This is a genomic window from Tardibacter chloracetimidivorans (assembly GCF_001890385.1).
GTDB lineage: Bacteria > Pseudomonadota > Alphaproteobacteria > Sphingomonadales > Sphingomonadaceae > Tardibacter > Tardibacter chloracetimidivorans.
Genome location: NZ_CP018221.1, coordinates 893,823 through 920,377, shown reverse-complemented (window position 1 = coordinate 920,377; position 26,555 = coordinate 893,823). Strand labels below are relative to the sequence as shown.

The following is a 26,555-nucleotide window of genomic DNA, read 5'->3' as shown; positions in this document are numbered from 1 at the left end:
TAATCCTCCAGTTCGCTTGATGAGCGGACTATGAAACTCATTCTGGCTGCCAGGCGCGATGGCACCGTCATGCAGCAGGAATCAGCCGCAACCGGTCGCTTCAACTAATGGACAAGCTTTGACGGCTCCAATCTCCCGGGCCACCGGCTCCAGATCGCCAAATACCAGATGAAGAGTTCCCGCTGCGTAGCGATCGCCAGGCGCTGGTAGGCGCGCTTACGATATGTCATCACCGTTTCAGGCGATATGCCTAACTCCAGAGCAATCCCCAGCGATGAAACACCATAGATAATCCGGCTGCAAACCTCTGCTTCACGTCGCGGCATGTCGCGATATGTTTCCGAGATGCAGGTTTCGATTTCTTCGAGTGAGGTGAGAGCAACCGAAAGGTCGGGGCCTCGCCAAAGAATATTGATATGCTTGGCGAGTAGGGCGAGCAGCGAGGCCGCTATGGACTCCATCCGCTTCAGCTCGCACGCCGAGAAGGTGCCCACCTGACTCGAGCGAAGCACGCTCAGTCCGACAACGCTATCATCCTTTTTTGCGCAGATCAGCACGCGGTCGCTGATGGCCGTCTGCCCATAAACGACATCGCGCAATTGATTATCGGCCAACCGAGCAACGTCTGTGCGCAAGATCGCGGAAGGGCTCTTGTCGAGGCGAATCGCTGCCTCTTGGAAGGTCGGATCGCGGCGCCAGACGCCGCTCTCGACATAGATGCCAGCCTGCCTGTGGGCGGTGTCGGTACCATCGATGCTTGATGCCGTGACCTCACGCAGAGTACCCGAGTCGAGATGGAAGACGGCGCTATGCTCTGCGCCGCACGTTTTATGTAGAAAAGCCAACAGGTTAAAGCCGAAATCCGGACTGCCGACCGCGTCGATCACATTGGGCAGACCGGCGAATATGTCCGCCCCGATCTCTGAGGTTTTTTGCATAACTGGCGACACAACCCGCTCCTCGCGCCTATCGTACGAAATGTCCCTCGGTCGAGGGACATCGCCGCCGTGGCCTGATGCTATCAGCATAGTCCTTCCTTGGGTCATTTACCAGAGAGACGTTGATGCAGGACGCGTTTGAAGTGGACTCGGAATGGGTTAGCATCTCCTATCAAGAGTCGATCGCTTTCACGGAGGTCTACGGATTTGCCGGCAACCAGGGTGCGGTCAATCTCGAGGGCATTCTGTTCCGCCCCCGCGGTGTGGCTTCCAAGACGCTCCAGATCTACATGCATCCCGCCTCCACGCTGCAGCTCCTGCCCGTCCCTCGAGAGGCAGTTCGTAGAGGCGCGCATGTCCTATGCGCCGGCAGTCGCTACGCCCGCAACGATACGGCCGCGATACTCGAGAAGGTGCTGCTCGATCTCGGCGCCTACATTCGGCACGCGAAATCCGTCTGGGGCTATGAGCACATCGTCCTGGTCGGCTGGAGCGGAGGAGGATCGCTGTCGCTCTTCTATCAAGCACAGGCAGAGCGACCGACCATAACACACACACCCGCGGGCGACCCGGTCGACATCGTCGGAGCTGATCTCATTCCCGCCGACGCCGTCATATTTCAGGCGGCACATATCTCTCGCGCCCGCTTGCTGCTGGACATAATCGACCCTTCGGTACGGGACGAACTGAACCCGGACGACCGCGATCCCGACCTTGACATCTACAACATCAAGCCGCCGTTCGATCCCGCCTTCATCAAGCGATATCGCGAGGCTCAGCTGGCGCGCGTCAGGCGCATCACCGGTTGGGTCAAGGATACGCTCGAAGAGCTGAGGCGCCGGGGCGGCGCGGAAGTGGAACGCGGGTTCGTAACTCACCGGACGCTCGCCGACCCGCGGTTCCTCGATCCCGCGCTCGACCCCAATGATAGGCCGCCGGGCTGGTGCTACCTGGGTAACCCGGAGACCGTCAACAGTGGGCCTGTGGGGCTCGCGCGCTTCTCCACATTGCGTGCCTGGCTCTCCCAATGGTCGATCGACGATACCCAAGGGGACGGAGTGGCGTGCGCTTCGGTGATCAGGGCGCCGCTCCTGTTCATCGAAAACTCGGCCGATGATGCCGTTCCGCAGCCGCATTGCCGGGAAGTCTTCGACGCAGCGGTCTCGCCGGATAAGCGCTACGAGCTGATGGAGGGGGCGACCCACTATTATAAGGGGCAGCCGGAGCTGCTAGCAAAAGCCACCGACCTCACCCGAGCCTGGCTCAGCGAGCGCGGTCTTGCCGGCCGCTGACCGGCGCCTTTCGAATGTATGTTTAAAGAATGGAGAGTTTAGATGAGTGGACGGCCTGATTATTTCGACAAGTATGAGACGCTTGCGTTCGAGCGATCGGACGACGGTGTTCTGGTCGTTCGCTATCACAGCAACGGCGGCCCGGTGCTTTATAGCGGCACGCATCATGCGGAGTGGGCGCCTGCGTTCACGGACATCGGCATGGACCGCGGCAACCGGGTGGTGGTGTTCACCGGGACGGGGGACGTGTTCATCGACCGGCACGGGGAGTGGGGCAAGCCGATTGCGACGCCGAGCAACTTCGACGTGCCGTCATGGGGCGAAAAGATGATGTTCCGGCGGCAGTTCGAAATCGAGGCGCCTGTCATCAACGCGTGCAACGGTCCTGCGCTGATCCATGGCGAGCTCATGGTGCTGGGCGACATCAACCTGGCGTCGACGACGGCGAGCTATGCCGACGAAGGGCATTTCACCGCGGGCGAAGTGCCTGGAGACGGCGTCCACATCCTGTGGCAGGAGCTGCTGGGGACCAACCGGGGCAAGTACTTCCTCCTGACGGGCCAGAAGATCGACGCGTGGGAAGCACTGCGTCTGGGGGTGGTGAACGAGGTGCTCGAGCCGCAGGACCTGATGCCGCGCGCGCTCGAGCTGGCGCACCAGATGGCGACCTATTCGGATCTGACGCTGCGCTACACGCGCCAGTGCTTCGTGGACCGCTGGAAGCAGCTGTTCAACGACCAGGTCGGCGTCGGCTACGGCATGGCGTTGCAGGCCCTCTCGCACATGGACCGCGGCTGGATGGTCTGGGACAAGTCCAACGAGGGCAAGGAAGACTATCGCCAGCTGCAGCCCCTCCAGGCACGCGAATCCGTCAGGAAGTAGGCATCCGGGCCGGCACCTCCGCCGGCCCCGACATTGCCAACGGTCACAGCCAGAAAAACAGGGAGTTTGGACGAATGGTGGACGATCCCATCGTGGTGGTCGCCTATGCTAGAACCGCTATGGGTGGCTTCCAAGGAAGTCTGTCCAGCATGAAGTCGACCGATCTTGGCGCCGCCGCTGTGAAGGGCGCTTTGGGTCGAGCGGGCATTTCGCCCGACGCCGTGGATCAGATCGTCATGGGGTGCGTGCTCCCCGCCGGACTGGGCCAAGCTCCCGCCCGCCAAGCTGCGCTGAGTGCAGGCTTGCCTCACTCGGTGGAAGCCACGACGATCAACAAAATGTGTGGGTCGGGGATGCAAGCTGCGATGCTTGCCGCCGACGTGCTTCGCGCGGAGGCGGCCGATGTAATCGTGGCAGGAGGCATGGAGAGCATGTCCGGCGCTCCCTACCTGCTCTCGAAACATCGTTCGGGTGCACGCATCGGCCATGATGCCGTGAAGGATTCAATGTTTCTTGACGGCCTTGAGGACGCCTACGAGCCTGGAAAGCTCATGGGATCCTTTGCCGAGGATATCGCTCAAGAGTATCAGATCGGCCGCGCCGCACAGGACGCTTTCGCAGTAGAGAGCCTCCTGCGGGCCCAAAGGGCTATCGAGTCCGGAGCGTTCGCCCGCGAAATTGTTGACGTTGTGGTAAGCGGCCGTGCTGGCGACGTTGTCGTCAATCAGGATGAGCAGCCGGGAAAGGCTGATCTGGCGAAGATTCCCACGCTCAAGCCTGCGTTCGCCCGTGACGGCACAATCACAGCGGCCAATGCGTCTTCGATATCGGACGGTGCGGCGGCCCTCGTCCTCACTCGGGCAAGCGTCGCAGATAGGCTGGGTGTCTCGCCAGTCGCTCGGCTCGTTGCCAAGGCGGCGCATGCCCACGCGCCGGCCCGCTTTGCTACCGCACCGGTTCCGGCAATACAAAAGCTGCTCGCCAAGGCGGGTTGGGAATTGTCCGACGTCGATCTGTTCGAAGTGAACGAGGCGTTCGCTGTCGTGACCATGGTAGCCATGCACGAGCTTGGCATCGCCCATGAAAAAATGAACGTGAATGGCGGCGCGTGCGCGCTCGGCCATCCGATCGGTGCGTCAGGTGCCAGGATTATCGCGACACTGATCGCTGCGCTACAAGAGCGGGGCCTGAGCAAAGGCGTCGCCTCATTGTGCATCGGCGGGGGAGAAGCAACGGCTGTTGCTCTTGAGTTGATGTGATGTCGCGGAATGGGAGGCGGCGGCCCTCCTCGTGGGCGCCTCAGGTCGCCTCAACCAAGCCCCGAACCCTACACAAGAACCGCGATCAACGGAGCACGAGATGAAGATTGACGGCCTTGCCGCTGTTGTTACCGGCGGCGCATCCGGCTTGGGCGGGGCCACCGCGCGAGTGCTCGCAGAACGGGGCGCCAAGATCGCGGTGTTCGATCTGAACGAGGAAGCCGGCGTGGCTCACGCGGCCGAGATTGGCGGCGCTTTTTTCGGGGTCGATGTGACGGACGAGAAAAGCGTCGCGGCCGGCCTCCTTGCCGCAGAATCGGCCCACGGCGTTGCCCGGCTCCTGATCAACTGTGCAGGTGTCGCCCCGGCTATCAAGACGGTCGGACGCGACGGTCAGCCGCATCCGCTCGAGGCGTTTCGGCGGACCATCGATATAAATCTGGTTGGCTCCTTCAACGTGATCGCCCAATTTGCGGCTCGCCTCCGTGCGGCCGACCTCATCGGTGAGGAGAGGGGCGTAGTCGTCAATACCGCATCAGTGGCAGCTTTCGATGGGCAGATCGGGCAGGTTGCCTACGCCGCATCGAAGGCAGGCATCGTCGGCCTGACACTGCCGCTCGCACGCGATTTGGCACAGCATCGCATCAGGGTCGTAACGATCGCGCCTGGGCTCTTCCTGACACCGATGCTGATGGGATTGCCGACCGCCGCCCAGGACAGCCTCGGTAAGCAGGTGCCGCACCCAAGCCGCCTCGGTCATCCCGAGGAGTATGCGCAACTGGTCGAGAGTATCGTCGCCAACCCCATGTTGAACGGGGAGACGATCCGGCTCGATGGTGCGATCCGAATGTCCCCCAAATAAGCCCTTTTTCACTGTTTGCCTTTTGGCAGCGCAAAGGCCACCAGAAAGTCTCCCGGTTTGGTTTGGAGGCCGAGATTGCCCGAGGCGGCGATCACCACGAACTGGCGACCGCTTTGCTCCGACCAATAGGTAGCCGGTGTTGCCTGGCCTCCCGCGGGCAGTCGCCTCTTCCACAGCTCCCGGCCGGTGCGCGCGTCCAGCGCTCTGATGGCACGTTCCTGCGTTGCTGCGACAAACAACAACCCTCCGCGCGTCGCGATTGCTCCGCCTTGCGCAGGCGGGCCCATGTCCAGGGGCAGCATCGACGGGATGCCAAAGGGACCGCTGTCGCGGGCTGTCCCTAGCGGGCGGTGCCACAGCAGGCGGCCGCTTCTCAGATCAATCGCGGCGTAGGTATTGTAGGGGGGACGGTTACACGGCACCCCGAGCGGCGACAAAAACGGACGCTGCTCGACAGCGTAGGGCGTGTTCCCCTGCGGCAGGTAGCGGCCCAATTCACCCTTCGCCACTTCGATCTTATGGGTCTTCGCCTCCTCACGCGTCAGGAGCCTTGTCCGCAACCCGATATGATTGGCGCTTACGAACAGAACCATGTGATCGAGGTCAACGCTGGCTCCGCCCCAGCTCGTCCCCCCGGCATAGCCCGGATACTCCAGACTTTCGGTCAAACCCGGGGGCGTGAAGATGCCGTCATATCGTACCCGGCGGAAAGCAATCCGGCACCAAAGCTGGTCGATCGGGGACAGGCCCCACATATCGGTTTCACGAAAGTCGCTCCCTTGAAGCGATGGGAGGCGTGGCGAAAAGGGCTGGGTTCGCGCGTGCCAGTCGCCAGGCGCGGGTCGTCCCGAGGGTGCCCGGCGCTCGACGATTTCGAAGATCGGCTTGCCGGTAAGCCGGTCGAGGACAAATATCTCGCCTCGCTTCGTTGGTTGCACCAGAGCGTGCCGCAGCCCGCTTGCGAACGGGATATCGACCAGGGTGGGGGGTGACGCTAAATCATAGTCCCAAAGATCATGGTGGACCGTCTGGAATTTCCATCGCAGCGCCCCGGTTCGGATGTCGAGAGCGACGACCGAGCTGCCAAATGCATCGTCGAAGGGGCGTCGCATGCCACCGTACATGTCGGCCCCAGCCGGATTTGCCAGCGCGGCATAGACCAAACCGAGCTTCTCATCGGCGCTCAGCGGCACCCAACTATTCGGAGTGGACGGCGTGTAGGTATCCTGGCCCGAAGGCTCAGAGCGGCGGTCCAAGCGCCCGACGTCGAAAGCCCAGGCGAACTTGCCGGTTATGGCGTCAAAGGCGCGGATCACGCCGGATGGGGCGCCCCAATATACGTTGTCGATGACCTTGCCCCCCGTGACGATCTTGTCACCGACGATCAACGGAGGGGAGGTCACCACGAACTCTCCAAGTGCCTTGGGCCCTAGTCCTCGGAGCAGGGAGACAACCCCGTGATCGCCGAAGGTCTCGCAGGGTTTTCCCGAAATGGCGTCCAGCGCAACGAGCCTGGCATCCACTGTTGCCGTGATTATACGGGCCGGGCATTCACCCGAAGGCGTGGTTTTACGGAAATAGGAAACACCTCGACACTGCTGCAGAGGGATCGAGCGGGGGGTACGGGCGTTGTACCGCCAGCGTTGACGACCCGTTTCAGCATCCAATGCGACGACGTCGTTGTAACCGGTACAGAAATAAAGCAGATTTCCGATCTTCAACGGTGTGGCTTCGATGCTCCCCAAGACGCCTGCAGGGGGTAGACCGGCTCGATACGTCCAGGCGACCTCCAGCTTATCGACGCTATCCGCGTTCAGCTGCGCGAGCGGACTGAAGCGGCTGTTCTGGATATCCCGCCCATAGGAGGACCAGCTGCCGGCGACGTCTCCCATTGTCCGGGTCGAAACCCTTGCGGGAAATGTCGGCTGGACACCGGCCTGAAAGATCGGATCCGTCGTTTGAGGCTGCAAACGGTGGACAAACGAACCCAGCGGCAGCGCGATCAGATTGAGCGCAACAAGCGCTCCCACCGACACGCGTCCGCGCCCGGGCGCTGATGCAAGCGACCGAGTTATCATCGGTGTGCATAGCCACATTCCGATTAAGGCCGGTAACATGAGCCGGGGCAAGAGCGACCACGGCTCGCCGCCCGTCTCAGCAAAGGCCCAGGCGACACTAGCGGCGAAATACACCGCATATATCGCGAGACCCACCGTCCGATGGCGCCACAGGCAGAAGGCGCAACCGACGAGGGCGATGCCAGCCACGACATAATAGGCAGTCCCGCCAAGGTCCAGCAACCAGATGCCGCCGGCGAGCTGGATCAAACCGAATGCGGCTAGGGCGACCGCGCTGGCACGCAATATCATCGATCGTCTGTCGCCGCTGCTCAATGGAAAAGCCCCCGACTTGGCTCGGAGGTGGAAACCGGCTGTCACCGCCCTCCGAGCATGATGGCGTTTCCGCCGTCTGATGCAGGAGCTATGGGCCCCCCTCCGCCGCCGGCCGGCTGGACCTGACGAGATAAGCGGAAGGCTGATATTTTTCGCAATTGCGGAGCGATTCCTAGTCCCAAGGGAGTGGGACATCTCCGCTACGGTCCCGGCTCTATCATATTTGATATCTCGGAGGGCTGGCGTTCAGAGAACGTTAGGGCGACGGAAATGAGAACATGATTGGACCAAAGGGGAGGAAGATGCTCAATCTAAACAATAAGGCTTCAAAGGCCTCGGTAGCTATATTGCTTTGCGGGTCCAGCCTGATCGCGGCACCCGCTTTTGCCCAATCTGCCCCCGCTGACGAATCTGCCCAAGCAGCAGAAAGCGGCCCTGCAGAAGGCGAGATCATCGTCACAGCCCAGAAGCGCTCTCAGCGCCTGACCGACGTGGGCATCACGATCGCAGCGGCTACCGGCGATCAACTGAAGACGGCCGGCGTTGTGGATGTGGGGCAGCTCGCCAACATCGTCCCCGGTTTCTCGGCGACGACCACCTCAAACGGCTTTCCGGTCTACTCGCTACGAGGTGTGAACTTCAATGCAAGCCAGGCATCGGCCGCCCCGGCGGTGAGCGTCTACGTCGACCAGGGCGCTCTGCCCTTCTCGGTCATGACAGGAGGCATTTTTCTCGACGTCGAGCGAGTAGAGGTTTTGAAGGGCCCGCAGGGCACCCTGTTCGGGCAAAACGCGACTGGCGGCTCCATCAATATCATCGCCGCGAAGCCGACCAGCACCCTGAAGGCCGGCTTCAGCACCGAAGTGAACCACTTTGGTCAAGTGATGCTCGAGGGTTACGTCAGCGGGCCGCTGTCGGACACGCTCCGCGCTCGTGTCGCGGCGAGCACGACACAGTTCGGTGCGTGGCAGAGGGGCTACTACCTCAACAGACAGAAAAACGGCGACCAGAACAAGGGGGCCGCGCGGCTGCTGCTCGATTGGACGCCAACCGACCGGCTCACGGTAGCCGTCAATCTCAATGCCAACTACGATCATGGCGAAGTGCAGCAAGGCCAGATCGCATACCTCACGATCGCGGTTCCAGGTGGCGAGCCACCGCTTCTCAATACGTATCAGAGCCGCATCCCGGCAAAAAACAATCGCTATTCGGATTTCGACCTGGGCTTCGACACCCATGCCCGCAATCGGACGCTCCAAGGCGTTTTGCGAGCAGATTATGAGCTCACGGACGATCTGACTTTCACGTCGCTTACCGACTATGTCGATACCAATTTCGCTTCTCCCAGAGACTTGGACGGTTCGGCGGTTTCGCAGATCACCGGCACTGCAAGCGCGAAGCTCAGCGTCTTCAATCAGGAAGTCCGGTTAAGCGGTAAATTCCCTTCGGCGGGCATCAACTTCATTTTCGGCGCCAATTATCAGCACGACGATATCACCGATCGTCAGGACAACATCTATCAAGGCTATTCCGGCCTGGCGCCTGGCACGACGAATGTGATCGACTACAAGTTCAAGAACAAGACATTCGGTGTGTTTGGCAACCTTGATTTTGAGATTTTGCCGCGGCTGACGCTCACGGGCGGTTTGCGCTATACCAGGACGAAGCAGTCGGTCTCCGGATGTACCTATGACGGCGGGAACGGCTTCCTTGCCGGCACCGGCGAGTTCATCGCCAATCTGTTTCGTAGCTCGGCCGGTCTGCCGCCTGCGCCGGCCGGTGCATATGCTCCTGGCGGTTGCATAGTGGCGAACGACGTCGGTCCCAACCCGGACTATCTGCCGGTGGTCGTCGGCCTCCGCCAAACCGAAGACAATTATTCCTGGCGCGCTGGCGTCAACTACAAACCTACCCCCGACACCCTGGTCTACGCCCTGGTAAGCCGCGGTTACAAGGCTGGTGGATTTCCCGCACAGTTTACGCTTCTTGCCTCGCAAACCGACAGCTTCAAACAGGAGGAGCTGACGTCGTACGAGATCGGCGCCAAGCTTTCGGCATTCGACCGGAAGCTACAGGCCAACATCTCGGCCTTCCATTACGATTACAAAAACAAGCAGTTCTTCACCTATGTCCCTGTTGGCGGCTTTATAACAGTCGCTACGATCAAGAATATTCCCAGCTCCAAGGTCAAGGGAATCGACTTCGACTTTACAGCTAGGCCGATCGTTGGGTTTACGCTGCGCGGCGCGCTCACGTATGTGAAAACGGAGATCGGCGATTATGCCGGCTTCGACTACACGGGCACGCCGGTAAATTTCAAAGGATCGCCGTTTACCTTCGCACCGCCGGTGTCGGCCACGCTTGATGCGGAATATCGCACGCCCGTCAATTCGGACCTCGAAGGATTTGTCGGAGGCGGCCTCCTGTACAATTCGAAGACATATGCGGACTTCGGCAAACCGCTGAAATATACGATTGATCCTTACACGACATTCAACGCGCGTATCGGCATTGAATCGAGTAAAGGATGGCGGGTGAGCCTCTGGGCCCGAAATCTCACCAACAAATATTATTGGAATAGCGTCACGTCGGGCGGTGACGAGGCCATCCGTATCACCGGACAGCCGCGCACGTTCGGCGCCTCGGCCGGCTTCACCTTCTGACGGATGAAGGGGCCGACCGGTGCCCGCGTCGGCCCCTTCAATCTGACCAGGCGAGGTATGCGGCCGTGGGCCGTCCCATGATAGTACGATAGGAGCAAGTGAACATGAGTGTTTTGGGCTATGCCGCCTATGAGACCGGAGGAACCCTGTCGTCTATCGAGATCGAGCGACGGCCGCTGCGACCCGACGATGTCCGCATCCGCATCCGATTCTGCGGCGTTTGCTATTCTGACGTTCACCATATCGACAATCATTTCAACAACACCGTTTTTCCCTTGGTTCCAGGCCACGAGATCGTCGGCGAGGTCGAAGCGGTCGGCGAGGGGGTGGACACTTTCAAGCCGGGCCAGTTTGTCGCGGTTGGGTGCATGGTGGACTCGTGCGGTACATGCCAGCCGTGCACCTCCGACGAAGAGAACTTCTGCGAACGCGGGCCGACCATGACATACAATGGCAAGGATCGGATCGACGGAAGCAATACCCTCGGCGGCTATTCGCAAACCATTGTCGTGTCAGAGCGTTTCGTCGTCCGCGTTCCGGCCGAGCTTGATCCGGCATCGGTTGCGCCGCTGCTGTGCGCGGGCATCACCACCTATTCGCCGCTTCGTCGCACAAACGTCGGACCCGGCACCAAGCTTGGAATAGTCGGCGTCGGCGGCCTGGGCTCTATGGCGATCAAATTTGGCGTCGCTCTGGGAGCGGAGGTCACCGTTTTCACCACGTCGCCCGGAAAGGCTGACGCGGCGCGGGCGCTGGGTGCCTCGGAGGTGATCGTCTCCACAGATCGAGCGCAGATGAAGACGGTTCGCGGACGGCTGGACCTGATCCTAGATACCGCGTCTCAGGCGCATGACCTCAACCCGTATCTAAACACCTTGACCCGGGGCGGCCAGTTGGTGGTGGTCGGGGCTCTCGACCCCATCGTTCCGCCGGTGCACGCCTTCATCCTGGCAAGCGGACGGCGTTCGGTGAGCGGAACCTTTATCGGCGGTGTCGCCGAGACCCAGGAGATGCTCGATTTTTGCGCTGAGAAGGCGATCGCCTCGGATATCGAACTGATCCCGGTGAGCGAGCTGAACGATGCGCTCGATCAGCTGAGGGCGAACACGACCCACAAACGCTTTGTGATCGATATGTCCACGTTGTGAGAGCTCGGTCGGGCGGATCGTCGAACTGGATCCGCCATCGAACCGGTCCCGCGCAGCGGGGACATCTCGCCGGTGGGCCGCGGCGTATATAGGGTAGGAACATGCCGCCGCATCGATCCCTGTCGGCGCAAATGCACTGTTTATGGAGCTTGGGAATATGGCTGCTTCGTTGAAAGTCGAGACGTCCGTTCGCGTAACGGATCTTAAGCCCTTCGGTGTGGAGGTCGACGCCGATCTCCGTACCCCGGAGCATGACGACGAAGTGAAGAAACTCTTCGATCATTACGGCTTCCTCTTGTTTCGAAATCAGGATCTCACGCAGGAGCAGCAGCGCCGCGTGCTCGCGCGGCTCGGTCCGGTGCTCGACGACTTCCGCACGATCGGTTATGTGTCGAACACGCGCAAGGACGGGATCCTCGGCGATTCCGAGGTCTCGTTCCACCTTGACTGGCTCTACACCCCCGAGCCGGGACTGGGTATCTCGCTTCACGCCATCGAGGTCCCTTATGAAGAGACCTGGACGCGCTTCGCCGACGCAGCCGCGGCCTTGAAGCGTCTTTCTCCTGCTACCCGCGAGCGGATCTCCAAGCTTCGCGGCCTCAATCTCTTCTCGGCCAGCGAAGAAGGGCTGACCGGCCGGCAGCGGCTCGCCGATTATCCGGACTATGCGCCTCGACAAGCGCATCCCCTCATTTTCAACGATCCGATCACGGGTCGGGAGGTGCTCTTCGCGACCGAGCAGAATACGGCTCTTGTCCTCGACGAGAACGACGCGGGCATCGGCGACGACGAGAGTGAAGCGCTGCTCGCCGAATTCCGGGCGGTCCTCTACGATCCCAACAACATCTACGAGCACCGTTGGCGGAACGGCGATTTCCTCGTCTGGTCCAACCATGCCTATCATCATGCCCGCGGTGGACTGGTCCCCGGCAAGACAAGGACGCTCCAACGCGTCTGCATCACGAATGCGACGTCCGAGATGTACGACGCGCCCATTCCGAACGATCGCTTGCCCGAACATATGCGTAAGTAGCTGGAGGCTCCATTCACCACGAGGTGCGGTGCAATCGCGGTTCGGCTATTCGCTTCAATGACTTTTAGTGTTTCGGGGATGACGAGTGAGTTCCAAGATGGGTGGAGACGGGCAGCGAGGCGTGGAGTGGACCGGCAAGGTGGCTCTCGTTACTGGCGCCGGCAGCGGAATCGGGCAGGCGTCGGCTGAGGCTTTCGCCAGGGCGGGCGCCAAAGTTGCGGTGGTGGATCTCGATGTCGCTGGGGGGGAGCGCGTCGTCGAGAACATTAAGGCAGCAGGCGGCGAAGCTTTCTTCATAGCCAGCAACGTGTCGGACGAAAATGCGGTCAAGGAGATGGTGGCCGAAACCCTCTCCCGGTACGGGCGCCTTGACGCCGCGCACAACAATGCCGGCATCTCACCGGATACGGGGTTGACGGCCGATTGTCCTTTCGACGTCTGGAACCAGGTGATGGCGGTCAACCTGACCGGAACCTGGCTCTGCATGAAGCACCAAATTCCTGCCCTGCTCGCCGGCGGGGGAGGAGCCATCGTCAACACCGGTTCCGTCAACTCGATCAAGGGGGCTCCAAAGCTTTCGGCTTATGCCGCCTCGAAGCACGGATTGGTCGGGCTGACCCGAACCGCGGCAATCGAATATGCGGCCCAGAACATCCGCGTAAACATGATTTGCCCAGGCATCACCCTGACGCCCATGCTCGAGAAAAAAGCGGCGGAAGTGGACTGGGACTTGAAAACCGCGCATCAGATGGTCCCAATCGACCGCCTCGCGGCACCAAACGAAATGGCTGAGGCCGCGGTCTGGCTCTGTTCAACGTCGGCAAGCTATATAACCGGCGTCGTTCTGAGCGTCGACGGTGGAATGACGTTGAACTGATATGGCTTTTAACCGATCAGCAGGCAGGAGCTGCATCACCCGGGCTTCGACCAGCTGCCCTCCGAGGTGCTTGGTGAAGCGCCATGCCAGGGCAGATCGGGAAGGGGAGGGGCGCGCCCATGACCGCCACTGATTTGTCGCGCTACGTCGAATATCGTCGTACGCAGAAGCTCGAAATTCCCGAGTTCTACAACATCGCAGAGAGTGTTTGCGATCGGCATGCCGAGGCCTCGCCCGACAGGCTTGCCTACTTTGTAGAGCATGACGAGGGCATCGAAAAAGTCACGTTCGCTCAGCTTCGCGACCGGGCCAACGCCCTGGCCAACGCTTTTGTCCAACTCGGCCTGAAAAAGGGCGATCGTGTAGCGATCGTGCTTCCGATCGATGCTGTCGTTCCCGTGGTGCATATCGCGTGCTGGAAGATGGGCCTGATATCATGTCCGATGTCTGCCCTCTTTGGATCGGACGCCCTGGATTTCCGGTTTCGCAGTGCCGACGTGTCGCTGATCGTTACCGACAAATCCAGGCTCGCCACCATTCGCAGCACCGGCTCGCAGGTGCCGATCATGCTGGTCGATGGCGAGGAACCAGGAGCTCTGGATATCCGGCGTGCCATCGCGGAAAATTCCACGCAGTTCGAGACATTGCGCACCCGAAGCGACGAGCCGGCATTTCTAAACTATACATCCGGCACCAGTGGAGATCCGAAGGGAGTCCTCGCTGCGCACCGCGCGATGCTCGGCCATATCCCGTCGACGGACTTCTCCATGGGATATCCGGGAGAAGGGGGCGTGCAATATTCGCCGGCTGACTGGGCATGGCTGGCCGGGTTGACTATATTCATGACGGGGCTGCACGCCCGGCGCATCGTCGCTGCGCGCACCCGAGCGGGGTTCGACGCAATCGACACCTTCCGCTTCCTCTCGGAGCACAAGATCGAAATCGTCACGCTGGTGCCGACCATGCTTCGTATGATGCGCGCCATACCTAAAGCCGAGCGAGATAGATATCCTCTCGCGCTGCATACCGTGTTGTCGGGGGCCGAACCCGTCGGGGCAGAACTGTATCAATGGGTCGAGCAGGAACTCGGAGCCAGGCTGAGCGAAGCGTTCGGTCAGACCGAATGCAACCTCTGCATCATGAACAATAGCGAGATCATTCCATTCCGGCCGGGCGCCCTTGGAATGGCCGCACCGACTTACGATGTGGCGATCGTGGATGAGTCGGGTGCCGTCCTGCCTTCCGGCGCGGTCGGGCAGATTGGCGTGCGGAGCGGGCATCCCGTCATGATGCTTGAGTATTGGCGCAACCCCGAAGCCACGCAGCGCAAATATGCAGGCGAGTGGCTGCTGACGGGTGATTTGGCCTCTCAGGACGAAGATGGTTATTTCTGGCTGGTCGGACGCTCGGATGATGTGATCACCTCTTCTGGCTATCGCATCGGACCGGGGGAGATCGAGGAGTCGCTGCGCAAGCATCCGGCTGTCGCACTGGCCGCGGTGATCGGCGTTCCCGACCCTGTCCGGACTGAGGCCATCAAGGCCTTTATCCTTCTCAAGCCTGGCGTCGAAGGGACGGAAATGCTTGCCGAGGAGATCAAGACCTTCGTGCGGGATCGACTTGCTAGGCACGAAGTGCCGCGCCAGATCGCATTCGTGGAGGAAATGCCGACCACCTCGACCGGCAAGATTATGCGCCGGGTGCTGAAGGAAGCGGAGCTGGCGCGGGCCGCCGAGGCGGTTTCATCATGAGCCGGACCGTCCAATCACCGCAGCTGGAGAGAGCTGCAGTATTTCTCGATCGGCTACTGGTCGGCGCCCGATCGCGAAACATACCGGATAGTATGGAGAGCCATCCTGTCAGATAATGCGCCGAGAGGATGAGCGACCGAAGGAGAAGATGAAATGAACGTAGCAGTGGCACTTCCCGAACCTCTGAAGAAATATGAGGGTCGGATCATGGATCTCGACAGTCACGAGATGATCCCGCTCCAGGAATGGGAGGCCGTGTACGGTCCCATCGTCAAGCCGATGTTCGACGCATGGAGCGAAAAGGCCGAAACGGACGAGAACGACAAGAATTCTCCCAACGTTCCGGATTATCCGGGCGACATCGCTCCGATCGGTGAGGATATCACGACCCGCAAGGGGTGCCGGGCACCTGGCGCGCGTGACGCTGGCCGCCGCATTGAAGTGATGAACGCGATGGGTGTTGGCAAACAGCTGATTTTCTCCAGCTATGTCGGCATTTTCTCGCTCATGATGATGATGAATCCCAAAGACACTGAATTTCTGAGTTCGATCAAGGACGACCGCCAGGGTCTGGCCACTCGCCTCCTTGACAAATATCACGACTGGGTCGTCGGCGTAGGCCAGATCTCCGATCGCCTGCGTCCCGTAGCGCCGTTGTACGCCGACACGCCGGCTGGTCTCGTAGAGCGGGCGCGCAAGCTGATCGACGGCGGCATTCGCGCCATTCAGATCCCGGCAGGCAATCTGCCCGGCAACGTCTCGCCGGCACATCCGGATCTCGATCCCTTCTGGAAACTGCTTACCGACGCCAAATGTGCGTTGGTGCTGCATATCGGTTGCGAAGGGCAGTTCTTCGAGACCCGCGATTGGGGCAAGGCGCCCGCGTTCGAGAATTTCCGCAACCTTGGCGAGTTCAACGTCGATCCGTGGTCGCTCTCGATCCTCCACCTGCCGTTCCAGAACTTCGTCAGCACGATGATCAGCGGCGGCGTGTTTGAACGGCATCCGGATCTGAAAATCGGCGTAATCGAAGTCGGCGCACACTGGGTGGGACCGATGATGGAAGCCCTTGACCTGTGGTACGTCAATTCGCAGGCTTTCAAGACGCCCAACAATTATCGCCTGCCCGAGCTTCCGTCCCACTATGTGAAGAACAATCTGCGCGTCACTCCTTATGTGTTCGAGCCGGTTGACACTTATATCGAGCGGTACGGCTTGGAAGACGTGCTCTGCTTCTCCAGCGACTATCCGCACGTGGAAGGGGGGCGTAATATGCTTCATACCTTCTATGACAAGGTCGAGCGCCTCGGACCGGAAATCGTCGAGAAGTTTTTCGTGACGAACGGCAGCGTGCTGTTGCCTGACTGAGTAGCCGAAGAAGCGTCGTTGAATTTGGGAGAGTGGTGATGGTCAAGCGCGTAGATCGTGACGGTGAATTTCAGACGATCCGATATGAAACCGTCCAACCGCACATCGCGCGCATCACCCTCAACCGCCCGGAAAGCAGAAATGCGCAGACGCCCGAAATGCTCTACGAGCTGAATGATGCCTTCGATCTCGCGGCACGGGACGACGAGACGAAGGTTATCATCCTGGCTGCGGAAGGGCCCCATTTTTCATCGGGTCACGATTTGCGGATCACTGACTTCGTCGGCGAAATGGACCCGTTCGAACCTATCGGCACCTGGTGCGGATTTACCTGCAAGGGCGCCGAGGGCCGCATGGCGATCGAGCAGGAGATGTTCATCGGCCTCTGCGAGCGCTGGCGCAATCTTCCCAAGATCACGATCGCCCAGGTACAGGGCAAGGCGATCGCGGGTGGACTTATGCTCGTCTGGCCCTGTGACCTCATCATCGCCGCCGATGATGCAAGCTTTGCCGACAACACAGTGGCGATGGGCGTTTGCGGTGCTGAATTTTTCAACCATCCTTGGGAGTTCGGTATCAGGAAGGCCAAGGAGATGCTGTTGACGTCCGATTTCGTCACTGCCCAAGAGGCGCAGCTTCTCGGCATGGTGAATCATGTCGTGCCTCGATCCGAACTTGAGCAGTTCACGCTGGCTCTGGCGGGCAAGATCGCGAAGAAGCCGAGCATGGCCTTGAAGCTCGTCAAAGAGGCCGTGAACGCTGCCCAGGATATGCAGGGTCGGAAGAATGCGATGCAAACAAGCTTTGCGCTCCACCAGCTCAGTCATGCGCATAATCAGGACCTCTACGGTCTGCCTATCGACCCCACAGGGATCATGTCCGAGGGCGTCCGCAAGCAGGCCGCGTGGAGTGAGCCGGTGAAGTCCGCGGATGCCTAGCGGCGGCTGATCGCAGCCTGCTGCGACATCGACAGTGATCCACTGAATTGGGTAATTACAGCAAGCCGGCTCGTGCAAGGCTCATCAAGGAAAGAGGTACATGGTTTCGATCAGAGCTAGCGCCGTGTTCGAGTGGCCCGTGCAGCTTGTCTGGGAGCATGTTCGCGATTTCGCAAGTCACCTCGATTGGATCGAAGGCGGCGCGGCTGTGGAAATGCTTAAAGGCGATGGGACCACAGTAGGCGGCGTGCGACGCGTCACGTTGGAAAACGGCATTGAAGTTGACGAAGCCATCACCAGTATCGACGATACAACCCATACGCTCAGTTATCGTTTGCTGAGCGAATATCCGGAAGTGTTCAACGTTACAGGCTTCATTCGGCTTACAGCGATCACGGCTACAAACAGTACGTTTGTCGAACGTGATCTTTCGGTCGACTGCGCCCTTCCCAGGAAGGAGTTTGACGCGATCATCGATCATCGCTTCAACCTTCTCACCACGAGTCTGCAGGCTCTGTCCGAAGTGATCCGCCAACGTATCGCCGGCGGAAACGCGGTGCTCGAGCGATCTGCGGAAAGCGAGATTGCCGGCCAAGCCTGACCGGTCTCACAGGAACGCAACACTACCGGCCGCGTCAGTTGAGGTGCGCCTCGGAACAGCCATAGGAGAGGCGTGATGCCAGAGATTTGGCTGCGTTACGACATGCGTAGCCCCGCCTTCGGAACCAAGCCGGAGCATCTGTGCCGCATCGCGCTGGAGCAGGCGCAGTGGGCGGATAGCCTCGGTTTTGACGTCGTCCATCTCCCGGAACACCATGGTATCGACGACGGCTACAACCCCTCCACTTTGGTGTTTGCGTCGGCCTTTGCTGCCCGCACCAAGCGCATGCGCCTCTATCAGCTTCTGCTGCTGCCGCTCCACGATCCGATCCGGATCGCCGAGGATCTCGCCGTCCTGGATATTATCAGCGGCGGCCGCACGGCGCTGATATTAGGGCTGGGTTATGTCCCTTCAGAGTTTGCGATGTTCGGGGTCTCGCTTCGCCAACGCGCGGCGCTCATGGACAGCAAAATTGAGGCGCTCCGGCACGCGCTGGAAGGTGAGGCGTTCACCTACGAGGGCCGGGCGATCCACGTCACGCCGCGGCCCATTCAAAGGCCTACTCCACCGTTGTATGTAGGTGGAGCAGTCGCAGCGTCAGCGCGTCGCGCGGCACGGCTCGGAGACGGCTTTGTGCCGTCTGTGATGACCGAAGAGTTGCGCACGATATACCTGGAGGCTTGTTCGCAACTCGGCAAGGCACCGGGCACGATCATTGACAGCGTGTCAGGGCCGCAATTCATCTTCGTGAGTGAGGATCCCGAGAGGGCGTGGTGCCAGATAGCTCCGCACGCACTATACGAAGCCAATTTTTATGCGAACCTTGCCGCGGAAAACGACATCGCGGTTCCGTTCACGGCTATGGAAGATGTGGCAGCGCTGAAGGCGAGCGGGGTCTATCGTGTCGTTACTCCTGCGGAGTGCGTCGACCTCGCTGCCGCCCTCGATGAGAGAGGTGCGGCCATGATCTTCAACCCGTTGCTCTGCGGCATGCCGGAAGAGCTCTCATGGTCCAGCCTAGAATTGTTCGCCTCGCAGGTGCTGCCGGCAATCCGTGGAAATGTCGTGCCTGCCGATGCCTGACCTACCGCCGCACCCGTCGGTCAGCGCGTCAACCCGCGCCACCTACTCAAATTCCTATCTTGCCTACGTCGTTTCCGTCTTGTTCCTGATGAACGTCATCAATTACATGGATCGGTCGATCATCGGCGTTCTCGTCGAGTCTATCAAGGCAGACCTTAAGCTCAGCGACACCCAGATCGGCCTCCTATCCGGTGTCGCGTTCGCTTTGATCTATGCGACCGCCGGCCTTTTCATCGCTCGGGTGTCCGATCTTCATGACCGCAGGATCATCATGTCCGGCGCTGTGGTAATCTGGTCGGCGATGACCGCGGCGACCGGCCTGGTGTCTAGCTTCTGGCAATTCTTTCTTGCCCGCATGAGCGTTGGGATCGGGGAATCGGGCGCCATTCCAACGGCCAACGCCATGCTCGCCGACTATTTTGCGCCCCATCGACGTCCGCTCGCGATCGGTATTGTGACGGCAGGCGCGTTCTTCGGCATTTTGGCCGGATCCCTGCTAGGAGGATATGTCGGTGAGATCCATGGCTGGCGGGCAGCCTTCATCATTGCGGCCTTGCCTGGATTTCCTTTGGCTGCGTTGATTTTCTTCACCGTAAGGGATCCGCCTCGCGGCAACTCCGACGGGTTCGCGCGATATGAATATACGTCGATGGCGGCGTCGATCCTGACGCTACTCGGCAATCGAACCTATGTGCTGTTCGTGGCGAGCGGCGCGATGCTCACGTTTCTCATGTTCGGTTTGGCCGGATGGTTTCCAGCATTTCTGATGAGAGTACACGGTCTCAGCCAGTCGGCCTCGGGGCTCTATTTCGGACTTGCCCTTGGCCTTGGGACTGCCGGCGGCATGATCGGCGGAGGATATATTTCGAGCATCCTTGCGGGCCGCTCGCTGCGATGGCTGACGCTGATGCCTGTGCTTTTATCCCTCTCCTTGCTGCCATTGTTCGAACTCGCCATATTTGCGCCCCAGGCGTCCATGGCCTTGATCTTTCTCTCGGTCGCCTCCGCGCTGTGCGGCGCCAGCTATGGCCCCGTCCTCGCTGCCATGCAGACAGTCATTTCGCCCTCGATGCGCGCGACCGGTGCCGGGCTTTCTGGCTTGGTCGTGAGCTCGGTCGGCTTGGGCATCGCTCCGCTGATTGTCGGGATGTTGAGCGACGCGTTTCAGGGCTCGCTCGGGAGCGGTCCCGGCCTTCAGCGCGCGCTTGCTTTTTCCGCGCTCGCCTCGCTGGCAGCCAGTATCTGCCTCTACTGGGCCGATCGCTCGTTCAAACGGGGCTTCATGATGGCCGGCAAACCGGGAAAGTGCAGCAAGGCTGAACCCTTAGGATTGGAAGAAGCCTAAGCGAGAGGGTATGCGACATGGACTTTGCTTCGCAGATCAGACCGTCTGATCCGATTGCGGCCGGATTGTTGATTTGGGACAGGCTGGCGGTGACGGACATCCTCCACCGCTATTGCCATGCACTGGATCGTCGCGATTTCACGCTGATGGCGAGCTGCTTTCATCACGATGCGACGATGCAATACATGACCGAAGAGATCACCTGCGCCGCATTCATAGACTTCGCCAAACACATGGCGAGCATGCTGCGATGGACGATCCACCAACTGTCGAACTGCACTATCTCGATCGAAAGCGAAACCGCCGCAACCGAAAGCTATGTATTTGCCTATCATCGAATTCCGGCCGATGCGCAGGGTGACTACTTCTTCCGTCTGAACGGCTCTGAACAGATCGCGCTCGTGGCGTGTCGCTATGTCGACCGGTTCGAGAGGCGGGAAGGGCTGTGGAAAATTGCCCACCGTACCATCCCCGTGTTCGACAATGTCGAATATTGGTCTCCGGATAACGGCGGCTTCTTCGAGAGTGCTGACTATCGATCGAAAGCGCTAGGCCAGGCGGATCCGGGCTATATACTCACGGACGGTTGGCGCTAGTCGCGCTTTTCTCCGGTCTTGTGAGGCTTGGATGGCCCCTCGTGAAGGGGACATACCGATCCAGCGATAAGGGTGATGCCGAGCGAAAGATCAAACGGAGAAGCAGCGATCATGACCGTGCCACGTTTTGCCGACAAGGTTGCTCTCGTAACGGGGGCGGGCAGCGGAATCGGACGCGCGACGGCGATCGCTTTCGCAAAGGAAGGGGCATCAGTCGTATTGATCGATCTCGCCCGCGATGGTCTGGACGAGACACGATCGCTCGTCGAACAGGCGAACGGCTCGGCCCTCGCCTTGTCCGCCGATGTGACCGACGAGGACGCGGTGCAGGCCGCATTTGCCCAGGCAGTCGCGTGGAAGGGCGCGATCCACTGTGCCTTCAACAACGCCGGCATCACGCACGCGACCGTCGACACGGCAGACATCCCAAAGTCCGAGTTCGAGCGCGTCCTGAAGGTCAATGTCCTGGGCGTATGGCTGTGTATGCGCGAGGAGCTTCGTCACATGATACCGCGCGCCAGCGGGGTGATCGTGAACACCGGATCGGTGATGAGCACGCATAGCTGCGTTACGCAGGGCGGCTATGTCGCCAGCAAGGCAGCGGTGTTCGGCATGACCAAAAACGCTGCCGTCGAATATGGCGCGACAGGGGTTCGCATCAATGCAGTGGCACCGGGCGGTATTCGAACCGCTATGATGAGCGGGATCTTCGAAAATCTGACTGAGGAACAACGCGATCAGTCCGTCCAGCAGATTGCTGATATCCATCCAATGAAACGAACGGGCCGCCCCGAGGAGATCGCCGACGGCGTACTCTTCCTGTGCTCCGACCAGGCCACTTTTATCACGGGCGCGATGTTGGCGGTCGATGGTGGGTGGTCGGCCCTCTAAGGGACCGACGGGCGCACCGACCCGGGCAAGGCGACGAGGGGGGAAATGACGTGACATCAAAAACGGCCGTAGTCGTGGGGGCGAATGGCGGCGCTGGAATTGCTGTCACACGTGCCTTGCTCGCCAAGAACTACGCGGTCTGGGCAACCGTCTCCCGCCCGGAAAAAATCGCCGACTTCCGAAGCCATCTCCCTGGCTGCCGCGATTATATCGCTCTGGACCTCGCGAAAGCAGATGAACTCAAAGCCGACTTCTCCCGGTGGTTGGCTGAAATCGGTCGAGTGGACGCCGTGATCGTATGTGGTGCGGTAGCGCCCTTTGCGCCGGCGGAATTTACCAGCTTCGACGCCTTCAGGCAGACGATGGAGATCAATTGCGTCTCCAACCTAGCGATCTACCAGAGCAGCTTGCCATTCCTGAGGGAGACGCGCGGCAGGCTGGTCCTCACCGGCTCATATTCGGGCAAGGTTGCGACACCCATGATGGCCTCGTACGTGGCCTCGAAATTCGCGCTAGAAGGGCTGGTCGACGTGATGCGCCAAGAGGCCGGCGCATGGGGCGTCGAGGTGGTACTGCTGCAGCCTGGATCGATCGAAACCCCGATGGTCTACCGCAGCCAGGCCACGCTCGCGCAGGCCATCGAGAACTTGCCGTCGCAAGAGGCATCGCTTTACGGGAAGCTTTATCGCCAGATGAAGTACCGTGCGGACTCGGCCATTGAGGCTCGTACGTTCACACCCGCTCAAGCGGTCGCGGACGCCGCTCTGCAAGCCGTCGAAGCCGCCGTCCCCGAAACACGGTATCCAGTCGGAAGCGACGCTGAAAATCTCGTCGCATTGAGCCGAAGCAGGAGCGACCGCGAAATAGACGAACTCGTCCTGGAGATCTACCGATCCGCGCCGGTATAGTGCCCGCGGACGGGCTCGTCGGGCGGTCCCCGGAACGGGTGACATACTGCGGCGACAAGGCGTTTTAAGCTTATAGGGCATCAAGGAGCCTTGGCTCTACCGCTTTGCGGTTGACCGTTGGCCGATTGAACGGTCGTATCGATGTCGGCGTCTCGGGACGTGAGTAGGGAAAGAGGACGAGGAAATGAGTGGTTGTCCGATGTCTACCGTGCGGGTGGATCGCATCAAGGACTTGCAGGCGGTCCTTCGCTCCAAAAGCGCGCTCGAGAGCGCCGAGGTTTCGACCGAATATTATATCGAGCCCTCGGCTGCTGCGGAAACCAATATCCAGGAGTTTTTCCAGGGCATCGTCACGATGATCAACGGCGACGAGCACCGGCAGCGGCGCCGGCTGCTCAATTCGCTGGTTCGTCCAGAGGAACTCATCCGCTTTCGGGAGCATGTCATCCTCCCGTCAGTGGATCGCTGGCTGGGGCGTGCGGTCAAAAAAAATGCCGAGGGTCTCTACACCTGCGATCTCGCGGATGTCGTGGAACGGATATTCCTTGAGTTTGCTGCCAAGATCATCGGTCTGCAGGGCGTGGAGAGCGAAGAGGGCATGGCGCGTCTGCGTTCGTGTGTTCTGCCGATCTTCGGAGGCATGAGTTCCAGCCACTTCGAGAACAGAGATGCCGTTGTCGAGGCAGGCGTCGCTGCGAAGAAGGTCTTCGTCGAGGAATATTACAAGCCGTCCCTTGCCTATGTCCAAGAGCAGATGAAGCGGGTGGCCGCCGGCGAGCTCGCGGACGAAGATGTCCCCCTCAATCTTCTCAAGATGATCGTCACCGGAGCCGACCCGGGCTATGCCGATGAGGGCATCGCAATTCGCGAGGCGATCCTTTTCTTCGTTGCGACCACCGGCACGAGCACCCAGGCGGTTCTCTCGACCATCGAGGATCTGTCCCATTGGTTCGTGAAGCACCCGGAAGATGCAGCGCTCGTCGAGGACACCGAATTCATCAGCAACGCGCTTCAGGAATCCCTGCGGCTGAAGGCCCCTTACGTTTCCTTCGTAACGCGCGTGGCCGCCGACGATGTCGACGTACCCGGCTGTCCGATCAAGTCCGGTGATGCCATACAGGGTTGGATCGCTCAGGCTGGCCGCGATCCCGAGGTCTTCGGCAGCGATGCGAACGAGTTCAATCCAAAGCGCGAAGTGCCCGACGGGTACAATCGATACGGGCTCGCTTTTGCCACCGGCGCACACCAATGCCTCGGATTGCGGGCCGTGCTTGGCAATGACGGCCGTAGCGGAAGCCATCTGCGCATGATCCAGCACTTCTTCAAGCTCGGCGTCCGTCGTGATTTGACGCAGGTGCCCCGGATTCTCGAAATGCGAGCGTCCGAGCAGGAACTCGAAATTCCAACCTACATCACATTTCCGGTTGTGTTCACGAATTGGGAGAAGAATGCATGACGCGCCACCGCATTGCCGGCATCGACGATCTGCCTGAAGGCGAAATGGCCAAATATGACGTCGGTGGCCGGACGATCTGTCTCGCGAATGTGAAAGGCGTCGGCTTCCGCGCCATCGACGATCGGTGCACGCATGAGGACGAGTCCCTGAGCGAAGGCTTTCTTTGCGGCGAAGACGTCGAATGCCCCGCGCATGGGTCTCGCTTCAGCTTTTTGACGGGTGAAGTCAGCGGCCTTCCAGCAACGATGCCTGTTCGGGTCTATGAGGTGAGCGTCGACGACGGCAGCGTCTATGTCGACCTCGCCGTCGATGCGCCGTCGAGTGCTGCTTAGCAGCACGAACGGTCCAGACACTCCGGAAATTGGATAGTTTACGAGTGCGTGCGGGCATTTCAGCCGGACGCATCGTTGAGCAGTTTGCAGGACGATGGCGGGGATTATCGAGAAGCAGCAGATCGCAGGCGACACCGCTAGTCCCGGGCCTGGCCCATTGTCCGACGAGCATTGGAGGATGGTGGAAGCCCTGCAACGCGTGGTCGGCGTAGCTGAGGCAAAATTTATCAGCGAGCACTTTGCTGCCCTTGCCGGATCCGGACACCAAGGTGCGCAGCCGGAAATTCGCCTGATGCCCCTGACCGTCCTATTTGCAACGGAGACTGGCAACAGCGAGTTTGTTGCGAAAGCGGTTGCAAAGGAAGCCGAGACGAGAAGTCTGCTGCCGACCATCTATGATCTCGCAGATTATGATGTAGCCAAGCTTGCCGACGAAGCGCTGATACTTGCGATCGTCAGTACGACCGGTGAAGGTGACGCGCCCTACGCGGCCAGCAGCTTTTTCGAGGATCTGGTTCAAGCTGACGAGCTCGATCTCTCGGAGGTCCGCTTCTCCGTCCTCGCGCTTGGAGATTCTACTTACGCTGATTTTTGTGAAACGGGAAAGGTCCTCGACCGAGAGCTTGAGCGCTTGGGTGCGACGCGCCTTTCGCCGCGCGTGGATTGCGACCTCGATTTTGAAGACAGCGCGCGGGCGTGGAGCACGGCGGTGCTGAATACGATCGCCGAGCAGGCTGCTTCCAACGCAGCTGCGGCGCCGTCCACCTCTTCCGTCGAAGCGGTGGGTCTCGGCAGGCATCAGGTCTTTCAAAGCGAGATCCTTGACAGCTTTCTGCTCACAAAAGCGTCCTCGACCAAGGAAACCCGGCACCTGTCGCTCCGATTGCCGGCCGACGCTCCGACCTATGCGCCCGGCGATGCGGTCGGCGTCGTCGTGCGCAACGATCCGGTTGTCGTGGAAAATCTCCTGTCGGCGCTCGGGCTGAGCGCGACAAGCCAGGTGTCTATCAAAGGAAACGTGATAGATCTCCAAACAGCGATTGAGCGGCATTTTGAGGTAACCGCTGCAACACCGCGCTTCCTTGATCATTGGGCGGGCCTATCAGGAAGCGAGCAGCTCAGAGAGCTGTCGGAGGACGACAGGAAGAGCGACCGCTTCGAATTCCTTCATAATCATCATATCGCCGACATCGTTCGCCAATATCCGGCGTCTGCGGTTGATCCACAGGAATTCGTCGCAAGCCTGCGCCCCCTTCAGCCACGGCTCTATTCGATAGCTTCCAGTCTCAAGCGCCACCCAGGTGAAATCCATATCACTCTGGGGCAAGTGCGCTACACGCTTCACGGCACGGAGCGTATGGGGGTTGCATCGGCCCTTCTGAGCAAGCTCGAGGCCGGCGCCACGCTGGACGCGTTCATTCAGGCCAACGAGCATTTCAGGCTGCCCAAGACGGATGTGCCCATCATCATGATCGGCGCGGGAACGGGCGTTGCACCGTATCGCGGCTTCCTGCAGGAGCTTGAAGCCGAAGGAAGGCGAATCCCGAGCTGGCTGTTCTTCGGAGAGCGTCACAGCGCTACGGACTTCCTCTACGAGCATGACTGGCAGCGCTTCTCGGAAAGCGGCCTCCTTACCCGGCTGGATGCGGCATTCTCCCGCGACGGGGCATCCAAATATTATGTTCACCACCGAATGCTCGAGCGCGCGGAAGAATTTTTCCGCTGGCTTCAGGATGGCGCGCATATTTTCGTGTGTGGTGACGCGGCGACGCTCGGGCCCAGTGTGCATGCCGCCATCTTGGAAATAGTTCGCCAGGCTGGAGATATGTCGATGGACCAGGCTGAGGAATATCTTCGCGGATTGCTGGACGATCACCGCTACCACCGTGATGTCTATTGAAGATCAGGCGCTTGTCGGATCGCAAATGTTTAAAGAATG

General features: G+C 60.1%; 22 protein-coding genes. 20 read left to right on the top strand and 2 right to left on the bottom strand.

From position 1 onward, the window contains the following. Positions 1-104: 104 nt before the first annotated feature. On the bottom strand, positions 105-950 hold the full coding sequence (locus BSL82_RS04650) for a helix-turn-helix domain-containing protein (protein ID WP_158010688.1): 846 nt from the start codon (positions 948-950) through the stop codon (positions 105-107). Positions 951-1,063: 113 nt separating this feature from the next. Here BSL82_RS04650 and BSL82_RS04645 point away from each other — a divergent pair, with 113 nt between their 5' ends. The 4 genes from BSL82_RS04645 to BSL82_RS04630 all read left to right on the top strand — a co-directional run bounded on the left by BSL82_RS04645 (position 1,064) and on the right by BSL82_RS04630 (position 5,233). Then, positions 1,064-2,230: an alpha/beta hydrolase family protein gene (locus BSL82_RS04645; protein WP_072596245.1), complete on the top strand. Its 1,167-nt coding sequence runs from the start codon at positions 1,064-1,066 to the stop codon at positions 2,228-2,230. A 42-nt stretch (positions 2,231-2,272) separates the two neighbouring features. Beyond that, positions 2,273-3,112 (top strand): enoyl-CoA hydratase/isomerase family protein, encoded by an 840-nt coding sequence (locus tag BSL82_RS04640; protein WP_072596226.1) that lies wholly within the window; start codon positions 2,273-2,275, stop codon positions 3,110-3,112. Positions 3,113-3,186: 74 nt separating this feature from the next. Further along, the gene (locus BSL82_RS04635; protein ID WP_072596244.1) at positions 3,187-4,371 is read left to right on the top strand and encodes an acetyl-CoA C-acyltransferase; all 1,185 of its coding nucleotides are present in this window, start codon (positions 3,187-3,189) and stop codon (positions 4,369-4,371) included. 100 nt (positions 4,372-4,471) lie between these two features. Next, a complete protein-coding gene (locus BSL82_RS04630) occupies positions 4,472-5,233 on the top strand; it encodes an SDR family NAD(P)-dependent oxidoreductase (RefSeq protein ID WP_072596243.1) in 762 nt (253 codons plus the stop codon). 8 nt (positions 5,234-5,241) lie between these two features. On the opposite strand, the gene BSL82_RS04625 is transcribed toward BSL82_RS04630, so the two are convergent. Continuing rightward, on the bottom strand, positions 5,242-7,602 hold the full coding sequence (locus BSL82_RS04625; RefSeq protein ID WP_072596242.1) for a membrane-bound PQQ-dependent dehydrogenase, glucose/quinate/shikimate family: 2,361 nt from the start codon (positions 7,600-7,602) through the stop codon (positions 5,242-5,244). A gap of 326 nt (positions 7,603-7,928) precedes the next feature. Here BSL82_RS04625 and BSL82_RS04620 point away from each other — a divergent pair, with 326 nt between their 5' ends. The 16 genes from BSL82_RS04620 (at position 7,929) to BSL82_RS04545 (ending at position 26,516) form a co-directional block, all read left to right on the top strand. Further along, positions 7,929-10,289 carry a TonB-dependent receptor gene (locus tag BSL82_RS04620; protein ID WP_072596241.1) on the top strand — a complete coding sequence of 787 codons (2,361 nt, stop codon included), beginning with the start codon at positions 7,929-7,931 and terminating at the stop codon, positions 10,287-10,289. Positions 10,290-10,393: 104 nt separating this feature from the next. Next, the gene (locus tag BSL82_RS04615) at positions 10,394-11,437 is read left to right on the top strand and encodes an NAD(P)-dependent alcohol dehydrogenase (protein ID WP_072596240.1); all 1,044 of its coding nucleotides are present in this window, start codon (positions 10,394-10,396) and stop codon (positions 11,435-11,437) included. 157 nt (positions 11,438-11,594) lie between these two features. Continuing rightward, positions 11,595-12,470 (top strand): TauD/TfdA dioxygenase family protein, encoded by an 876-nt coding sequence (locus tag BSL82_RS04610; RefSeq protein WP_158010687.1) that lies wholly within the window; start codon positions 11,595-11,597, stop codon positions 12,468-12,470. Positions 12,471-12,555: 85 nt separating this feature from the next. Next, positions 12,556-13,347 (top strand): glucose 1-dehydrogenase, encoded by a 792-nt coding sequence (locus tag BSL82_RS04605; protein WP_226998621.1) that lies wholly within the window; start codon positions 12,556-12,558, stop codon positions 13,345-13,347. Positions 13,348-13,466: 119 nt separating this feature from the next. Continuing rightward, positions 13,467-15,098, top strand: coding sequence for an AMP-binding protein (locus BSL82_RS04600; RefSeq protein ID WP_072596237.1), 1,632 nt, complete (start codon positions 13,467-13,469; stop codon positions 15,096-15,098). A gap of 153 nt (positions 15,099-15,251) precedes the next feature. Beyond that, entirely contained in the window at positions 15,252-16,466 is a 1,215-nt protein-coding gene (locus tag BSL82_RS04595) for an amidohydrolase family protein (RefSeq protein ID WP_072596236.1), read from the top strand. Between the two features lie 38 nt (positions 16,467-16,504). After that, entirely contained in the window at positions 16,505-17,404 is a 900-nt protein-coding gene (locus tag BSL82_RS04590; protein WP_072596235.1) for an enoyl-CoA hydratase, read from the top strand. A gap of 100 nt (positions 17,405-17,504) precedes the next feature. Continuing rightward, positions 17,505-18,005 carry an SRPBCC family protein gene (locus BSL82_RS04585; protein ID WP_072596234.1) on the top strand — a complete coding sequence of 167 codons (501 nt, stop codon included), beginning with the start codon at positions 17,505-17,507 and terminating at the stop codon, positions 18,003-18,005. 75 nt (positions 18,006-18,080) lie between these two features. Then, the gene (locus tag BSL82_RS04580) at positions 18,081-19,088 is read left to right on the top strand and encodes an LLM class flavin-dependent oxidoreductase (RefSeq protein WP_072596233.1); all 1,008 of its coding nucleotides are present in this window, start codon (positions 18,081-18,083) and stop codon (positions 19,086-19,088) included. Then, positions 19,066-20,433: a spinster family MFS transporter gene (locus tag BSL82_RS04575; protein WP_083579040.1), complete on the top strand. Its 1,368-nt coding sequence runs from the start codon at positions 19,066-19,068 to the stop codon at positions 20,431-20,433. The genes BSL82_RS04580 and BSL82_RS04575 overlap by 23 nt, the downstream gene beginning before the upstream one ends. Positions 20,434-20,450: 17 nt before the next feature. Continuing rightward, a complete protein-coding gene (locus tag BSL82_RS04570; RefSeq protein ID WP_072596231.1) occupies positions 20,451-21,029 on the top strand; it encodes a nuclear transport factor 2 family protein in 579 nt (192 codons plus the stop codon). A gap of 111 nt (positions 21,030-21,140) precedes the next feature. Then, entirely contained in the window at positions 21,141-21,920 is a 780-nt protein-coding gene (locus BSL82_RS04565; RefSeq protein WP_072596230.1) for an SDR family NAD(P)-dependent oxidoreductase, read from the top strand. After that, complete coding sequence (locus BSL82_RS04560; RefSeq protein WP_083579038.1) at positions 21,851-22,828, top strand: SDR family NAD(P)-dependent oxidoreductase; 978 nt, start codon at positions 21,851-21,853, stop codon at positions 22,826-22,828. The genes BSL82_RS04565 and BSL82_RS04560 overlap by 70 nt, the downstream gene beginning before the upstream one ends. Before the next feature lie 199 nt (positions 22,829-23,027). Beyond that, on the top strand, positions 23,028-24,284 hold the full coding sequence (locus tag BSL82_RS04555) for a cytochrome P450 (RefSeq protein WP_072596228.1): 1,257 nt from the start codon (positions 23,028-23,030) through the stop codon (positions 24,282-24,284). Further along, positions 24,281-24,616: a Rieske (2Fe-2S) protein gene (locus BSL82_RS04550; protein ID WP_072596227.1), complete on the top strand. Its 336-nt coding sequence runs from the start codon at positions 24,281-24,283 to the stop codon at positions 24,614-24,616. The genes BSL82_RS04555 and BSL82_RS04550 overlap by 4 nt, the downstream gene beginning before the upstream one ends. Positions 24,617-24,710: 94 nt before the next feature. Next, positions 24,711-26,516, top strand: a complete 1,806-nt coding sequence (locus tag BSL82_RS04545; RefSeq protein WP_083579036.1) for a diflavin oxidoreductase — start codon at positions 24,711-24,713, stop codon at positions 26,514-26,516. The last annotated feature ends 39 nt before the right edge of the window (positions 26,517-26,555 follow it).

Excerpts from the sequence above, each read along its gene's own strand:
- BSL82_RS04640 (WP_072596226.1), top strand. The coding sequence starts at position 2,273 with ATGAGTGGACGGCCTGATTATTTCGACAAGTATGAGACGCTTGCGTTC.
- BSL82_RS04550 (WP_072596227.1), top strand. The coding sequence starts at position 24,281 with ATGACGCGCCACCGCATTGCCGGCATCGACGATCTGCCTGAAGGCGAA.
- BSL82_RS04575 (WP_083579040.1), top strand. The coding sequence starts at position 19,066 with ATGTCGTGCCTGCCGATGCCTGACCTACCGCCGCACCCGTCGGTCAGC.
- BSL82_RS04620 (WP_072596241.1), top strand. The coding sequence starts at position 7,929 with ATGCTCAATCTAAACAATAAGGCTTCAAAGGCCTCGGTAGCTATATTG.
- BSL82_RS04570 (WP_072596231.1), top strand. The coding sequence starts at position 20,451 with ATGGACTTTGCTTCGCAGATCAGACCGTCTGATCCGATTGCGGCCGGA.
- BSL82_RS04630 (WP_072596243.1), top strand. The coding sequence starts at position 4,472 with ATGAAGATTGACGGCCTTGCCGCTGTTGTTACCGGCGGCGCATCCGGC.
- BSL82_RS04615 (WP_072596240.1), top strand. The coding sequence starts at position 10,394 with ATGAGTGTTTTGGGCTATGCCGCCTATGAGACCGGAGGAACCCTGTCG.
- BSL82_RS04580 (WP_072596233.1), top strand. The coding sequence starts at position 18,081 with ATGCCAGAGATTTGGCTGCGTTACGACATGCGTAGCCCCGCCTTCGGA.
- BSL82_RS04610 (WP_158010687.1), top strand. The coding sequence starts at position 11,595 with ATGGCTGCTTCGTTGAAAGTCGAGACGTCCGTTCGCGTAACGGATCTT.
- BSL82_RS04595 (WP_072596236.1), top strand. The coding sequence starts at position 15,252 with ATGAACGTAGCAGTGGCACTTCCCGAACCTCTGAAGAAATATGAGGGT.
- BSL82_RS04600 (WP_072596237.1), top strand. The coding sequence starts at position 13,467 with ATGACCGCCACTGATTTGTCGCGCTACGTCGAATATCGTCGTACGCAG.
- BSL82_RS04590 (WP_072596235.1), top strand. The coding sequence starts at position 16,505 with ATGGTCAAGCGCGTAGATCGTGACGGTGAATTTCAGACGATCCGATAT.
- BSL82_RS04635 (WP_072596244.1), top strand. The coding sequence starts at position 3,187 with ATGGTGGACGATCCCATCGTGGTGGTCGCCTATGCTAGAACCGCTATG.
- BSL82_RS04625 (WP_072596242.1), bottom strand. The coding sequence starts at position 7,602 with ATGATATTGCGTGCCAGCGCGGTCGCCCTAGCCGCATTCGGTTTGATC.
- BSL82_RS04585 (WP_072596234.1), top strand. The coding sequence starts at position 17,505 with ATGGTTTCGATCAGAGCTAGCGCCGTGTTCGAGTGGCCCGTGCAGCTT.
- BSL82_RS04645 (WP_072596245.1), top strand. The coding sequence starts at position 1,064 with ATGCAGGACGCGTTTGAAGTGGACTCGGAATGGGTTAGCATCTCCTAT.
- BSL82_RS04545 (WP_083579036.1), top strand. The coding sequence starts at position 24,711 with ATGGCGGGGATTATCGAGAAGCAGCAGATCGCAGGCGACACCGCTAGT.
- BSL82_RS04565 (WP_072596230.1), top strand. The coding sequence starts at position 21,141 with ATGACCGTGCCACGTTTTGCCGACAAGGTTGCTCTCGTAACGGGGGCG.
- BSL82_RS04555 (WP_072596228.1), top strand. The coding sequence starts at position 23,028 with ATGTCTACCGTGCGGGTGGATCGCATCAAGGACTTGCAGGCGGTCCTT.